Annotated in this window: 13 protein-coding genes; 6 read left to right on the top strand and 7 right to left on the bottom strand. The window is 44.2% G+C overall.

What is annotated here, in order from left to right; translation table 11 throughout:
- The first annotated feature begins 99 nt into the window (after positions 1-99).
- Both IH598_08425 and IH598_08420 read left to right on the top strand, forming a co-directional pair.
- The gene (locus IH598_08425; protein ID MBE0638531.1) at positions 100-2,049 is read left to right on the top strand and encodes a DUF3857 and transglutaminase domain-containing protein; all 1,950 of its coding nucleotides are present in this window, start codon (positions 100-102) and stop codon (positions 2,047-2,049) included.
- Between the two features lie 51 nt (positions 2,050-2,100).
- A complete protein-coding gene (locus IH598_08420) occupies positions 2,101-3,921 on the top strand; it encodes a DUF3857 domain-containing protein (GenBank protein ID MBE0638530.1) in 1,821 nt (606 codons plus the stop codon).
- A 156-nt stretch (positions 3,922-4,077) separates the two neighbouring features.
- Here the strand turns inward: IH598_08420 and IH598_08415 are convergent, their stop codons facing one another.
- From IH598_08415 to IH598_08400, 4 genes are all read right to left on the bottom strand, one after another.
- On the bottom strand, positions 4,078-4,377 hold the full coding sequence (locus IH598_08415) for a type II toxin-antitoxin system RelE/ParE family toxin (GenBank protein ID MBE0638529.1): 300 nt from the start codon (positions 4,375-4,377) through the stop codon (positions 4,078-4,080).
- The gene (locus IH598_08410; GenBank protein MBE0638528.1) at positions 4,368-4,610 is read right to left on the bottom strand and encodes a hypothetical protein; all 243 of its coding nucleotides are present in this window, start codon (positions 4,608-4,610) and stop codon (positions 4,368-4,370) included. Before IH598_08410 ends, IH598_08415 begins: the two co-directional genes overlap by 10 nt.
- Positions 4,611-5,275: 665 nt before the next feature.
- Positions 5,276-7,372, bottom strand: a complete 2,097-nt coding sequence (pta, locus tag IH598_08405) for a phosphate acetyltransferase (protein MBE0638527.1) — start codon at positions 7,370-7,372, stop codon at positions 5,276-5,278.
- Positions 7,373-7,473: 101 nt separating this feature from the next.
- Positions 7,474-8,709 (bottom strand): hypothetical protein, encoded by a 1,236-nt coding sequence (locus IH598_08400; protein ID MBE0638526.1) that lies wholly within the window; start codon positions 8,707-8,709, stop codon positions 7,474-7,476.
- 187 nt (positions 8,710-8,896) lie between these two features.
- On the opposite strand from IH598_08400, the gene IH598_08395 reads away from it, so the two are divergent.
- The gene (locus tag IH598_08395) at positions 8,897-9,409 is read left to right on the top strand and encodes a PspC domain-containing protein (GenBank protein MBE0638525.1); all 513 of its coding nucleotides are present in this window, start codon (positions 8,897-8,899) and stop codon (positions 9,407-9,409) included.
- Positions 9,409-10,341: a hypothetical protein gene (locus IH598_08390; GenBank protein MBE0638524.1), complete on the top strand. Its 933-nt coding sequence runs from the start codon at positions 9,409-9,411 to the stop codon at positions 10,339-10,341. Before IH598_08395 ends, IH598_08390 begins: the two co-directional genes overlap by 1 nt.
- Here IH598_08390 and IH598_08385 read toward each other — a convergent pair.
- Both IH598_08385 and IH598_08380 read right to left on the bottom strand, forming a co-directional pair.
- On the bottom strand, positions 10,338-11,264 hold the full coding sequence (locus IH598_08385) for a carbohydrate kinase (protein ID MBE0638523.1): 927 nt from the start codon (positions 11,262-11,264) through the stop codon (positions 10,338-10,340). The two genes, IH598_08390 and IH598_08385, sit on opposite strands and share 4 nt — an antisense overlap.
- A 41-nt stretch (positions 11,265-11,305) precedes the next feature.
- Complete coding sequence (locus IH598_08380; GenBank protein MBE0638522.1) at positions 11,306-12,097, bottom strand: sulfite exporter TauE/SafE family protein; 792 nt, start codon at positions 12,095-12,097, stop codon at positions 11,306-11,308.
- A gap of 75 nt (positions 12,098-12,172) precedes the next feature.
- On the opposite strand from IH598_08380, the gene IH598_08375 reads away from it, so the two are divergent.
- Positions 12,173-13,195 (top strand): pirin family protein, encoded by a 1,023-nt coding sequence (locus IH598_08375; GenBank protein MBE0638521.1) that lies wholly within the window; start codon positions 12,173-12,175, stop codon positions 13,193-13,195.
- Positions 13,196-13,385: 190 nt separating this feature from the next.
- The gene (locus IH598_08370; protein MBE0638520.1) at positions 13,386-13,832 is read left to right on the top strand and encodes a hypothetical protein; all 447 of its coding nucleotides are present in this window, start codon (positions 13,386-13,388) and stop codon (positions 13,830-13,832) included.
- Between the two features lie 17 nt (positions 13,833-13,849).
- Here the strand turns inward: IH598_08370 and IH598_08365 are convergent.
- Positions 13,850-14,643: thymidylate synthase (locus IH598_08365; GenBank protein MBE0638519.1), on the bottom strand; the 794-nt coding region annotated here is incomplete at its 5' end.

The following is a 14,643-nucleotide window of genomic DNA, read 5'->3' as shown; positions in this document are numbered from 1 at the left end:
GATCAATCATAACTTCAATTGAAAGTCAGAAAAATTAGGGTAACCGGTCACACAAATTTTCCCTACTTTAGCGGCATTAATTCTAAAGCTTAAATTGCTATGCTTAAAAAATTTACCTCACTGCTTGTTATACTATTTGCCGGGCTGATCCTGAACGCCGGCCCGATTGAAGATTTGATCAAAAACTCAGGAAATGCCGCTGATTACAAAGGAAGCAACCTGCTCATCCTGTTCGACAGCACCAGGGTGGATGTTCAGGAGACCGGCCTGAGTTATTTCCACATGCATCAGTTAACGAAGGTGCTCACCCCCAAAGGCGCTTCAGAGCAACGGGTGATTAAGATTGATTACGACCCATTGTCAGCCGCCCTTGATATCCTGTTGATAAAAATATACAGGAAGGACGGGACGGTTGAAAATGTGGATCTTGGCGGAGTACGTGATTATCCGGCGCCTGCCCGCGCCATCTATTGGGGCGCCCGCGAAAAAATGATCGAGGTGGGCAGGCTTGAACCTGGCGATGCCGTTGAAGTCAAGTATTTTAAAAAAGGATTTACATACGCCCTGCTGATGCAAGACGATGAGGAGCGGTTCATTCCCCCTATGCGAGGGCATTTTTACGATATCATCCCTTTCTGGAGTTCTCATCCGATACTCGAAAAGGTTTACATCACCCATGTACCAGCAGACAAGCCGCTGCAATATGAGTTTTTCCACGGTGAATGCAAGACAACATTGCGGTTTGTGGATGGGAAGCATGTTTATACATTTTCAAAAAAGGATATCATGCCCATCAAAGCCGAACCCAATATGGTTGATTTTTTTGACATAGCTCCCAAACTGCTGTTAACCACCAGCCCTGACTGGGAGGCAAAATCACGCTGGTTTTACGGTGTAAATGAAGATTACGGAAGTTTTGACCCAACCCCCGAAGCGGAAGCTTTTGTAAAGGAATTGCTCAAGCCTGCCAAAACAGAAATGGACAGCGTTTCGATACTTACCCACTGGGTGGCCGATAACATGCGCTATTCAGGGATTTCGATGGGGCCGGGCGAGGGATTTACCCTGCACAACACCGCCATGAATTTCCGCGACCGTTGTGGCGTTTGCAAAGACAAAGCAGCTTTGCTGATCTCATTCCTGCGTATGGCAGGTTTTGAATCTTATGCAGCCATGACCATGGCCGGTTCCCGAATCGAAGATATTCCCGCCGATCATTTTAATCACAGCGTAACCGTTGTAAAACTTTCTGATGGCGAATACCACCTCCTCGATCCAACCTGGGTTCCTTTTGTCAGGGAGCTATGGTCAAGCGCCGAACAGCAACAAAATTACCTGATGGGGCTACCCGAAGGAGCCGACCTGGCCATCACACCTGTTTCGCCCTCCGAAAATCATTACCTCAAAATCAAAGCAACATCCGAACTGAAAACCGATGGAACCCTGGAAGGACAAATGGTACTGGAAGCCGAAGGACAAACTGATGCAGCAGTTCGGGGTATTTTCACCCGCGATTATAAATCGGAGTGGAACAAAGGTGTCGAAGCAGAATTGTTAAGAATACATCCGGCGGCCGAGATCATCGCCATGGATTACGGAGATCCGATAGATTATATGGCAGGGCCGATCAACATCAAAATCAGTTACCGCATTCCGGGTTATGCATTTACCGGAGAAAATGAGCTCATCTTTATTCCGCTCTTAGCCACCAATTTCATGAGCCGTGCCATGGGTCATCTTTACATGAATACAGACCTCGAAGAACGCAAATTTGATTTCCGCGACCGTTGCAGCCGCATGGTAGAACTGGATGAGACGATTACCATACCCGCAGGATACTCCCCCGTTTTGCCAGATGTGAACACAACTTCACTGGGTTGTTCGGCTTACTACAATGGTGGTTACCAGGCAAAGAACAATACCATTGCACTCAAACAGGAAGTCCTTCTTGAGAAACGGGTTTATCAAGCCAGCGACTGGCCTGAAATGAGATCAGCCGTTAAAGCCCAGAAAAAAATGGCCGACTCCCCAATTGTCTTAAAAAAATAACCGCCAAATCTTCCAAAATTCCAGATTATGAATGCATTAACACAAAATAAAATGAAACAGATTATTCTATCCTTAGCCGCATTTTTATTCGTCAATATAACTTTTGCACAAACTGAAAATGCCGATGCTGTGTATGAAAAGCTGATCCGGGAATATACACTCGAAAACGACGGCAGCACAAGTTTCAGGGAAGTAAAACAGTTGAAACTGAAAACACATCTTTCGTTCAATCGTCTTTATGGTGAAACCTTTATCATTTACAATCCAGAATTTCAAAAGCTGACAATAAATGAAGCCTACACCATTATGGCCGACAGCACAAAGATTGAAACTCCGGAAAATGCCTTCAATGAAGTGCTACCGCGTAACGCCGCCCTTTCGGCTACCGCCAATCACCTTCGCGAAATGGTGGTCACGCATACAGCACTTGAGATCGGCGCCACCATTTATCTCGACTATACCCTGACTTCAGCCAAAGGGTTCACGCCCGGGCTGATGGGTACGGTAATTATTGAGGAATCATCCCCGGTGCTCGATATGGAGGTCAATGTTAAAGTCCCGCCCGATGTTGAGCTAAATCACAGGATGACGGGATTAAGAACTGCGCCGGAAATTATGGTGGTTGGGAGCCAGAAGGTGTATACCTGGAAATTCACCGGATTGCAGGCTTCTCCAAAAGAACAATTCCGTGGAAAATTCCAGCCGGCAACTCCACGGCTTTCCTTCACTACAGCTGGAACCACAGCAGATGTGGTCAACTGGATCACCAGGCAACAGACTTTCAATTTTGAAATGAACGATCAAATGAAAAGTTTAGTGGACAGCATAAAAGCAAAACAAACTGATGAGATAAAAACGCTGCTTGCCATCCAAAAGGAAGTTACAGGAAATATAGTTTACGAAAGGTATGATCCTTCATGGCTCGGATATCAGGTGAGACAACCAGTGGAAGTTTGGAAAAGCAATGGAGGAAGTAAGCTGGAAAAATCCATCCTGCTTGCAGCACTGCTCGGTTATGCCAATTTCAATGCTGTGCCGGTGCTCATTGCCCCACAGCAATTTTTTGATGTCAATTCAGGCAACCTTTCTCTTTTTGACGATATCGCCGTGATGGCTAATACCAAAGGATTCGGGACAATTTATTTATCCGCTGTTACAACGGATAGCCAAAGCCTTGAATATAGCCTGGCACAGGTTGTGGTGATACCGCTTTCAAAAGATGCAGCAGCCTCTCCTGTTGAACCTGCTAAGATGGATAACGAGATTATTTATACAGCAAAAATTACATTTGATGCTGAACTGAAGGCTTCTGGCCAGGTTGACCTGGTACTCTCCGGTGCTGCTAACCCTTTCCTTGCCTTGCAGGAAGATAAAAACAGCATAAAATCCATGTTAACCGGCGATCTGATTAAGAATGACAGTACTATTCAGGTTGTCAATAGTAATATTGCAAAATCAACACTCACATTCAAGGCTGAAAACAATAAACCCGTTACCGAACAGTCAGGTTATTATCGTTGGATGCTGCCAAACATGACCAATGGTTTCGACAGGTGGCGGATTACTTATCTCGAAAGCACCAGAAAAGACCCCTTCGTAATACCTTTCCCAATCACAGAAAAATATGTTTATACAATTGAGCTACCGGATGGTTATGTTTTTGTAAACAAGCGCACAGGCGACCGTTTTAAAAGTGAAGCAGGATCAGTAAGTATTGATATTAAGCCAAAGGAAAACCAGGTAGAGATAACCCGGGAAATAAGAATCAGCGAAACCTTCATTCATCCGGAAGAATACAATGAGTTCAGGGCAATGATCAATCAATGGCTCGATAAAAATCTGAGGGCAGTTGTTTTTAAAGCAGAAAAGTAATTTTTAAAGTTTATTGTACTTCTTCAGATAACCTATTCTACCAGGTTTGGGGACGGAATAAGGTTTTGCTTTATAGATGAAGGTAAAAAATACCGACCTGGCTGCTTTGTCATCAAATCCCTGAAAAACTTTTCGGATGAGAAAAGTGCAATTTGATTACTGTTTAGGCTTTCTGGTTGGACTTCTTCTGGTGTCAAAAAACATCAGGAGAATAATTTTATCCGATTTCATTCTGTAAAACAGCGTAGTCTGATGGGTTATCACAACGCTGAAAAGGTCGGTTTTTGGGTTTTCAGGCCGTCCAATCTCAGGATATGATTGGAGGAGGAAAAGAATGTGATTCACTTTTCTAACAAACCTGATAGCAGCATTTATTCCCCACTCGTTTTCAAGGTAAACCACCGTTTTATAAAATGAAGCAATGGCGCTGGTGTTCCATTGAAGAGCTAAAGCCATTTTTCATATTTTTTCATTACAGCCTCATGATCCACAAGGTTTTGCTCGTCCTCGCTTTCTTCGTATGCTATTAGCAACTCCTGCTTTTGATCTTCTGATAAATTGTCCCAGGCGCCATCATTCTGATGTTCGATCAAAGATTTCATATCATCATAATAATCTTTGAGTATCTGCCTGTTTTCAATCTGATCAATAAACTTATGAAGGTCGGTTTTTAATGTTTTGATATCCATGATTTGTGTTCTTTTTTAAAGTTATTCAGCTTAATTTCGCCCAACATCTGATCAGTAATAGCTGATACCAGGCATTTTTAAATTAAGTTTTCTCATAGAGATATAAAATTGCCACAAAAATAAGAATAATTCGTTTGTTGATTCTCATGTTTTCTGCCATCCCAATGACAATTCACCCCGTGAGTTCTCTCCGGTCCAGCACTGAATTTTCAACTTTGGTGGTACTATATTAACCACTCACGGGGTGAATGTTTATAGTACTCTATTCCGAAATTCACCCCGTGAGTTCCGTCCGGCCAACACTGAATTTTCAACTATGGAGGTCGCAAATTAGCCACTCACGGGGTGAATTGAATAAGGTTATGAATTTCAATGCATTGCACCATTCTACTAAGGTTTATTGATTTGATAAGGTTTTTCTTTTTCATTTGAAGCTAATGAAAGGAATACAGCCAAAAATGCGGCAATTCATTTTTCAAAATGCCTGTGGTGAAGAGGAACAACCTTATTTTCAATAAACAACCTTAGTAGAATTGCCGCCACCCAAGTCACCACCAAACCTTTTTCACCTTATTCCAAAATTCACCCCGTGAGTTCCGTCCGGCCAACACCGAATTTTTAATTTTAGTGGTCGCAAATAAACCACTCACGGGGTGAATAGAAAATTAGTTTTTCCCTCCGCCCTGTGCCTGGATGGCAGTGATCACCACGGTATTCACAATATCTTTCACGGTACAGCCACGGCTCAGGTCATTCACCGGCTTGTTCAAACCTTGCAGAACCGGTCCAATTGCCACAGCATTGGCAGCACGCTGCACTGCTTTGTAAGTATTGTTCCCTGTATTCAGGTCGGGGAAAATAAAGACGGTAGCTTTTCCGGCCACATCGCTGCCGGGCATTTTCTGCTTTGCAACGGTAGGTTCGATGGCAGCATCGTATTGAATCGGCCCTTCGATTTTTAGATCAGGACGGCGCTCTCGGGCAATTTGCGTGGCTTTGCGCACCTTTTCCACATCCTCCCCTTTACCGGATTCGCCGGTTGAGTAGGAGAGCATAGCAATCCGTGGCTCAATACCGAAATTCATGGCAGTTTCGGCTGAACTAATGGCGATATCGGCCAGCTGATCGGCATCCGGGTTGGGATTCACAGCACAATCAGCATACACGAGCACACGATCGTTGAAGCACATCAGGAAAGAACTGGACACAATAGACACACCTGGTTTTGTCTTGACAAATTCAAATGCAGGTTTAATGGTATGTGCCGTAGTATGAGCTGCGCCAGAAACCATCCCGTCGGCATGCCCCTTGTGTACCATCATTGTGCCGAGGTAACTGACGTCATGCATCAACTCGTAAGCCTTTTCCTTGGTGGCGCCTTTATGCTTGCGCAGGCGGTAATATTCGGCAGCATATTCATGAACCAGATCATTGTCGTAAGGATCGATAATATTGACGCCGGTAAGCTGCAACTGCAATGAAGCTGCTCGTTTTAAAATCTCATTTTCATTGCCAAGCAGGGTAATATCCACGACATTTCGTTTGAGTAAAATTTCAGCAGCCCGCAGGATGCGTTCATCTTCAGACTCCGGCAGCACGATATGTTTACGGTCGGCGCGGGCACGCTCGAAGAGTTCGTATTCAAACATTACGGGGGTAACTACTTTTGAATGGGTAATTTTTAGGATTTGCCCCATGATTCCCACATCCACGTTCGACTCGAAATGATTGAGTGCTGTTGTAAGTCTTCTTTCATTCTCGGGATTCAGCGCCGGGTGAATCCTGCTCACGGCCATTGCAGTCTCGTAAGTATCAGTATTTACCGACATGATGTACAAAGGAAGGGGCTGGATTCCGTCCATCAGTTTTATCATTTGCGTGCCTGGTTGGATACCTCCGGTAAGCAATATCCCTGAAATTTTGGGGAAATTGTCGGCAATCATGGTCATCAGCAATCCGATTATAATATCTGTTCTGTCGCCGGGAGTGATGACAAGAGAACCGGATGTTGTGAACTTTAAAATTTGATCCAGCGACATGGCTGCAATCCTGAAATCGAGTACATCAAGGTTCAGGCTTTCTTTACTTCCATAAATGTGCTCTGCCTGCAACGCTGAGGCAATCTGGCGGATAGTGATGGTTTGGAGTACACTTTTTTCGGGAAGTATGAAGTTGATCTCTCCTTCTTTACTGAATTTGTCGAGCATGTGCTTGATGGCAGCAAATTCATCCTCGGCAACCCGGTTGATCACGGTTCCAATCTGTGCACAATTCTCAGCAGTCAGGGTTCCTTTGACCATCTGCATTGAGTCTGCAATCTCGTTTGCGTTTTTACCGGAACCATTGATAACAGCAAGAATAGGAGCGCCAAGGTTGTTGGCAATGCGGGCGTTCATATCAAACTCAAACGAAACCAACGAGCCCCTGAAATCTGTCCCTTCAATAAGGATGAAATCACAATCTTTTTCAAGGTTCTTGTACTTATTTAAAACCGCTGTAAAAATGGAATCCATGTCGCCGGCCTGGATCAGCTCAAAAGCCACCTTACTTGTAACCCCGTACATTGAAGTGTAGGAAAATGGCAATTTAAACCGCTGGGAGATTAGGCGTATATGATTATCCTGATCTTTACCGTCCTTCACAATAGGTCTGAAGAATCCAATCCTCCCAACATGTCTTGAAAGCAATTCCATGAAACCCAATACGATCAGCGATTTGCCCGACATCGCTTCAGATGCTGCTACATAAAGATTTTGCGCCATTCTGCTCTGTATGTTATCCTTTTAACAAAAAGTTTTGTGGTGCAAAATAACGATGTTTATTTGGTTTTGACGCACCTGGAAATGATTTTTTTAATATTTCGTCATTCATAAAAATACTGCCTTGGACGGAGGTGGCCCTTTTTCTCACCGGGTTTTCTGAATTTAACCAGCAGCAGCATAATTGTGCCTGCGATCATTAATGCAATGATGCGTTGTAGCCAGGTTTTAATCCAGTTGATTTCAGGTGATGGGGTTCTTTCCGGCAAACGTTCGTCATAACGGATTACCGGGTTGAGGAAAAATTGTGTATTGTCATCAAAAATGATCTCGGTGCGGATATAGGGATCGTCTGGTGAGATGGGATAAAATGCCTTTTCGGTGTTTGATGATGACTTTTTGATCATGCCCTTATGTCCAATGAAAGTAACAATCCTTGCCTGTTTACTTAACTCCACAAAAAGTGTATCATTTTTTACTACTACTGATTTTAACACAGGGATTTTCCGGTGGTCTTCTGCTTTTTGAAAAAAATCAGCGCCTTCGAGCATATTGATTTTTGCCCCAAACGCTTTCCCTGCTTTCAATGCTGCCAGAATATCCTCTTGCTCAAGGCTTTCAGTATTAATGAAAGTGCAATACCGCCCTACTTTTGTAGGGTTCAGAACATCATGAGAATCATCATTGGAAACGATATAAACTGCATGGCCGGAAGATAACGCTGAATCCCAATAGTCCAGCGATACCACATAATGGCTGACGGCCTCAAGCAGGTCGTAGTTAGCGAGTACCTCCATTTCCGCAGGTACATATCCATGTCTTACCCGGGGATGAACAACACAGACCACTTCATTGTGACGTTGGAGTATGTTGATGATATGCTGTTTGTGATTCAGATTCTGGTAAAAAGGATAGTCAAGCCAGGTCACTCTTCCGGCGCCAAGACACACCTGGTGTGTCTTCCTGATCCCATAGCCATGTTCGTATGCAGCAACATAACCTTCCTTTTCAACCCCAAAACGGTTGATCTTCATGTAGTCAGTAATGGTAATGATGTCGTAACCCAATTGCTCATAAATGGCATACACGGCTGTTGGGGTGTTGTTGCTACCATCGGTGATGCCAAACCAAACACGGGATTGAATCTGAAAGTTTCCTTTTTTCCAACAGGTGCTATCCATGCCTTCATAAGGATTATGAATATTTTCCCCTGAAAATGGCTTAGAGTGTTGAAAATCATAAACTGGAGCAATAGCATACACAATGAAGAAGGTGACTATCAAAGCAATGATCAGCCAGAGGAATGCTTTTAACAGAAACCTTATGCTTTTGAGAATCATCCCGTTCTATTTAGAATTTGATAACTTTTCATCATTTGGTCAGAGCAAAAATAGCAATAAAATGAGAGAGTTACATTTTTAATGATAAATTTTAAGAAATCTTGTAACCGGTTTACAATTTATTACTCAAATAACAATCCGGTAATTTTTAGCATAACTTTGACACAATTTAAAAAAAACACTTCATATGGAACAAACTAAAAGGCTTTATCGTAGTCGCTACGACTCAGTTATTGCCGGTGTTGCCGGCGGGCTCGCAAAGTACTTCAACATCGACCCGATTATTTTCAGGATTCTGTTTGTTGCGCTCGTCTTCGCAGGAGCAAGCGGTGTGCTGATTTATATCATTTTATGGATTGCTGTACCACTTGATCCGGATTATACTTTTTTTAAATACAACCGACAGACCGGGTACAAACCAACAATGGAACCGCCGCAGGAAGTCGAACCAGATATGGAAAAAAAGGATGAACCTCAGTCAGAAGCCAGGGAAACTACCTTTACCATGGATGTAAAGCGAAATCCCCGTAATGAAGGAAGCCTTATTGCAGGAATTATTTTCATTGTTCTGGGCAGTATTTTCTTGTTTGCCAGAATTATTCCGGGTATTAATATGAGAGACCTGTGGCCATTGTTGCTGATTGCCGCCGGGATCTTAGTGATGAGAAGTGCAATATCAAAACCAAAAATCAATAGCTGATGAAATCAAAAGACATATTTTGGGGCGTGGTGCTGGTAGGCATCGGCCTGATGTTCCTGCTCAGGAATTTCGACGTTATTTCGTTCGACTGGCGTATGTTTCGCACGTTATGGCCTGTTCTGATTATCCTGTTAGGAGTTGCATTGCTCCCTATTCACGGACTCATTCGGATTCTACTTGCTTTGATCATCATGGCAGGATCAGTTATCTTTCTCTCAGTTCAGGAACCAGATAGTTCAAGTTTTTTCAGGTTTCCGGAAAAATTCAGTTGGGATTGGGAAGATGACGAAAACTGGGGAGACGAAAACGAATGGACTGATCAGTCGCTTTATGAAAGCTTCAACCCTGAAATTCTGAATGCAGTGCTGGAACTGGATGCCATTGCCGGTGATTTCAAAATTACCCCAACTGAAGATTATCTGCTGAAATTCGAAAAAGTCGGTACAATGGGTTTGTATAAGCTAAACACTGAAAATGCAGGTAGTTCGGTAATTCTCAGGTTAAGGATGGAAGAGGGTAAAGTCAGGCGGATGAACCGTTCCAATACCGCTACGATCGGCTTGAATACCCAACCTACATGGGATATTAAAATGGACGCCGGGGCTGCAGATATTGATTTCGACCTTCAACCTTTTAAAGTTGACCGGGTAGAGGTTGATGGTGGAGCAGCCTCAATAAGAATACGGCTTGGTGATTTGAATGACAACACCAACTTGCGCATTGATGCAGGGGCTGCTTCAATTGAGGTGGAAGTGCCTGAAACCTCAGGCTGTGAAATCCAAACAAGCACTGTGCTCACCTCCCGTGAGTTCGAGGGATTCATCAAAGGGAACAATAATCATTACAAAACTGCCAATTTCGAGGATGCAACCAAAAAAATCTCCATCAGAATTGATGCTGCAGTTTCCAGCCTGAAGGTGGTGAGGTATTAGATTGTGTTGGTTGCAGACTCCCTCTCACTGACATAATTATCATAACTTAAACAGACCTCCTGACTGAGGCTTATCCCGGTTTGAATGAGTTGATCCCATTGATTTGGAGAAATTTCTGAAAGCCCACGCTTCAGAATGCTCTGATCAATCAGCGATTTGGCTATGCCTGCATTAAAAGTGTCGCCGGCCCCGATCGTGCTCAAAACCTCAATTGCAGGTACGCTATATTCACGAATACAATCTCCTGCAAAAAGTTTGATCCCGTTTGACCCTCTGGTAAAAATCAATGCAGCATCACTATACACTTTTACAATCCGGGAGGCCTCATCTGCTTCATCAGTTCCAAAAATAGTTTGAAAATCCTCATGCGAAGCCCTGACGATATCGGCCAGTGCGAAATTTTCAAAGATCATTGGCAACAACTCAGGAATTTCATTTTTGCGTGGTTTGCGGATGTTTGGATCATAAATTACCAGCGCACCAGCCTCCCCGGCCTGCTTTAAAAACCTTAAAACGGTAGCTCTGACAGCAGGGCTTATGGAAAAAAACGAACCAAACATCACGATGTCATTTTCAGTAACCTGCGGGAGGTGTTGCTGTAAGCGTATTGAAGGATAGTCCTTCAAAAATGTGTATCGTGCATTTTTCTGGTCATCCAAAAATGCAAGCGCCACAGGCGTTTTACCCTCGTTGAAGCGATCAATGAACCGAGCGTTGACCTTGTTTCTTTCGAGAAAATCAATCACGAGTTCCCCCAGGTCATCGTTACCAACTTCGCTTACAAAGCAACTATTATAACCAAGCCGGCCAAGCGATACCGAAGAATTGAGCATCGAGCCCCCTACCCTCCCGGCCTGAATTTGACCGTGATGGAAGATGATGTCGTAAACCGTTTCGCCGATCGTATAAACCGTCCTTTTCATTTGAAAAATTTGAAGGATGAAAGTTGATAATTATTTTGGTTTTAAATCATTCCTAATCCTAACAATACGCCGAGTACAAAGATCATTATCCCAACAATCAGATGGATGGTCGGCAGTTTAATCTTTTTCAAAGCTTTACGCCCGATAAACGAACCGGCAAATGCAAAAAGAATCGCAACGATCATCATGTTAACGGATTGATCGCCGGCAAGCGTATCGAAATGCCTGGCAAAGAATGAAGTGCCATACACCGAAAGCCTCGAAATATCAATCAACACAGCCGATGCAATGCCTGTGGCGATATAACCTTCTTTTCCCAAACCTGACCGCAGTAAAAATACCGAGCGCAGTGCCCCCTGGTGTCCGGACAGCCCTCCAAAAAAACCCGAGAGCAGTCCGCCAAGCGGAAGGTATTTTTTCGAAAGGGTAACCTTTGCCAGCTTCTTGCTGAGTTCAAAAAACGAGAAGATAATCAGCAATGTGGCAATGATCACTTTCAGTAACGTGATTTGAAATGATTTCCCGGCAATTTCATAACCATAAATCAACATTTCGTTGCGGCTAAACCAGTTAAGCGTTGAAGCGCCTAAAAATGCTGCCACAGCCGCCGGGATTGCAAACATGGCTACAACTTTCAGATTGATGGACCGCCAAATCAGGCTGGTCTTGAACAGGTTATTGGTTAAATGAACAACGGCCGTTAGAGCAATGGCAATTTCTACCGGAAAGAACAGCGCAAACACCGGCATCAGGATCGTACCCAGCCCAAATCCGGAGAAAAAAGTCAACATGGCGGCGCCGAAGGCAACAATCGCAATGACAATGAAATCCATTTTCTTTTTTTCGGCTAAAGTAAATTGTTTTTCAATTTGAGCTATTTTTGCTCAAAATCATTAAACTCAGCAACAATGTACAACAAAGTCATTATCAACATCAAGCCGTTGGGATTCATGTGGGACACCATTGACCCTTTCCTTTTCTGTGTTCATCATGCCGATGCTTATCCCGCCGGCAATGAAGATATGGGGCCTGCGGCATCGCTTGCAGGACGACATCTCGGGCAGGATTTTACTGTCAAAGACGGCTGGCGGATGTATCACGGAACAAAGATTCCTGGATTTCCGGCTCATCCGCACCGGGGCTTTGAGACTGTGACTATTGTACTGAATGGCTTTGTTGATCATTCCGACTCGCATGGTGCTGCCGGTCGTTATGGCAATGGCGACGTACAATGGATGACTGCGGGCGCCGGTTTACAACACGCCGAAATGTTCCCGCTGATTGCTAAAGATCGGGACAACCCGGCTGAATTGTTCCAGATTTGGCTCAACCTCCCGAAGGCAAAGAAATTTGCAAAACCACATTTTGCCATGCTTTGGGCTGAAACCATTCCAACAATCAAAATGAAAGATGAAAACGGGAAAACAACCGAAGTAACCGTAGTTGCCGGACAAATTGGCGAAACCCGTTCGCCGGCGCCTGCCCCCGATTCCTGGGCCGCCGACCCTGCAAACGAAGTGGGCATCTGGAAAATCAAAATGGAACCGGGAGCAAATTGGTCTATTCCGCCAGCTTCAGATGGCGTGCGCAGAACACTTTACTTCTATGAAGGCTCAACCATCTCCGTTGCAGGCATCGAAATTACCCCCAAACAAGCCATCGAAATGCTTCCCGACCAGGAGATTATTGTCGAATCGGGAATTACTATAAGCAAACTGCTCCTCCTTCAGGGAAAGCCCATCAATGAACCGGTCGCACAATACGGTCCTTTTGTGATGAACAATCAAAATGAAATCCAGCAAGCCATCAGCGATTTCAGAGCAACCCAGTTTGGCGGATGGCCATGGCCTCGATACGACAATGTGCATCCCCGCGAAAAAGGCCGGTTTGCCAGGTACAGCGATGGCATAGAAGAATTTCCCGGAAAGTAACTAATTTAAATATCTCTGGTTTGTTTTTCCGTCTCCTTTGAAACTCGTTCTGCTATTGTTTTCTTTTACAAAATCTTACCCTAAACTGCTTGCAATAATTTTATCAAAGAATTAAAGTTAGAATCCTTTGCTACTGAAAACGGTATGCAGCCAATTCATTTTTAAGTCTAATTCATCAAAACTAAAGTTTATGAAAAGAATCGCATTTGCAATGATTGCAGTTTTAGGGTTTACAATGCTGAGTTATGCTCAGGAGTTCAAAGTGGTAACTATTGTTGAGTCGATCGTCCCGGCAGGTCTGGGAAGGTCCAGGATGGTTGAAACCAAATCCGATATCGAGGTTGATAATTTCACTACCAGCCGTACCGACGGAAAAACCAGTAAGCAGGATGACATCAGTCGTGCCGATGCCAAAGTGAGTGAATTTGATGAAACCAAGCTGTTGAACTTTTACAGCCTTGCAGGGATCAATTTCCAGAACATCGCTTCCAATGACGCTTTGATCACTGCGAAGATCAACAAACTGGTGAAAGAGGGATGGAAACTGACTTTTGTAACCAGCGCTGTGGAAAGTGACGGAGGCAAAGAAGACGGTAACGGAATTTTTATTACCAGGCTGTTTTTTACGAAGGATTAAGGTTTTCGAGGAGGTTATCAGATGGATATTTCACCCTTGATGTGTGGATGTGACTGGTAATTGACCAGGTGGAAATCATCAAAGGTGAAATCGAAAATGTTCGTTATCTCCGGATTGATTTGCATTTTAGGTAACGGGTGTGGCTCGCGGGTAAGTTGCAGCTTCACCTGCTCGATATGGTTCAGATAGATATGGGCATCGCCAAATGTGTGGACGAACTCGCCAGGTTTCAGGCCGGTCACCTGAGCTACCATCATTAAAAGCAGAGCATAGGAAGCAATATTAAACGGAACTCCGAGGAAAATATCGGCGCTGCGCTGGTACATCTGGCAGGAGAGTTTCCCGTTGGCCACATAAAACTGGAAAATGATATGGCATGGCGGAAGTGCCATCTTATCCAATTCCCCGACATTCCAGGCACTGACAAGGTGCCGGCGGGAGTCGGGGTTTTCTTTTATCGATTGGACAACATGGCTGATCTGGTCAATGTGCCTGCCGTCCGGCGCTGGCCATGAGCGCCACTGATAGCCGTAGATAGGCCCGAGGTTGCCCTGGTCATCAGCCCATTCATCCCAGATGGTCACTTTGTTTTCGTGAAGATAGCGGAGATTGGTTTCTCCTTTTAAAAACCACAACAACTCGTGGATGATGGAGCGGAGGTGCAACTTTTTGGTGGTCATCACCGGAAATCCAGCTTCCAGGTTAAAACGCATCTGGTAGCCAAACACGCTGATGGTTCCGGTTCCTGTGCGGTCGCGTTTTTCGACACCGTTTTTTAATACATGATCAAGTAAATCAAGATATTGTCTCA

The sequence above is a fragment of the Bacteroidales bacterium genome, assembly GCA_014860585.1.
GTDB lineage: Bacteria > Bacteroidota > Bacteroidia > Bacteroidales > 4484-276 > RZYY01.
This window is presented reverse-complemented; position numbering and strand designations above follow the sequence as displayed.

Coding starts and splice junctions, on each gene's coding strand:
- IH598_08420 (MBE0638530.1), top strand. CDS start 2,101: ATGAAACAGATTATTCTATCCTTAGCCGCATTTTTATTCGTCAATATA.
- IH598_08410 (MBE0638528.1), bottom strand. CDS start 4,610: ATGGATATCAAAACATTAAAAACCGACCTTCATAAGTTTATTGATCAG.
- IH598_08370 (MBE0638520.1), top strand. CDS start 13,386: ATGAAAAGAATCGCATTTGCAATGATTGCAGTTTTAGGGTTTACAATG.
- IH598_08415 (MBE0638529.1), bottom strand. CDS start 4,377: ATGGCTTTAGCTCTTCAATGGAACACCAGCGCCATTGCTTCATTTTAT.
- IH598_08390 (MBE0638524.1), top strand. CDS start 9,409: ATGAAATCAAAAGACATATTTTGGGGCGTGGTGCTGGTAGGCATCGGC.
- IH598_08380 (MBE0638522.1), bottom strand. CDS start 12,097: ATGGATTTCATTGTCATTGCGATTGTTGCCTTCGGCGCCGCCATGTTG.
- pta (MBE0638527.1), bottom strand. CDS start 7,372: ATGGCGCAAAATCTTTATGTAGCAGCATCTGAAGCGATGTCGGGCAAA.
- IH598_08400 (MBE0638526.1), bottom strand. CDS start 8,709: ATGATTCTCAAAAGCATAAGGTTTCTGTTAAAAGCATTCCTCTGGCTG.
- IH598_08385 (MBE0638523.1), bottom strand. CDS start 11,264: ATGAAAAGGACGGTTTATACGATCGGCGAAACGGTTTACGACATCATC.
- IH598_08425 (MBE0638531.1), top strand. CDS start 100: ATGCTTAAAAAATTTACCTCACTGCTTGTTATACTATTTGCCGGGCTG.
- IH598_08375 (MBE0638521.1), top strand. CDS start 12,173: ATGTACAACAAAGTCATTATCAACATCAAGCCGTTGGGATTCATGTGG.
- IH598_08395 (MBE0638525.1), top strand. CDS start 8,897: ATGGAACAAACTAAAAGGCTTTATCGTAGTCGCTACGACTCAGTTATT.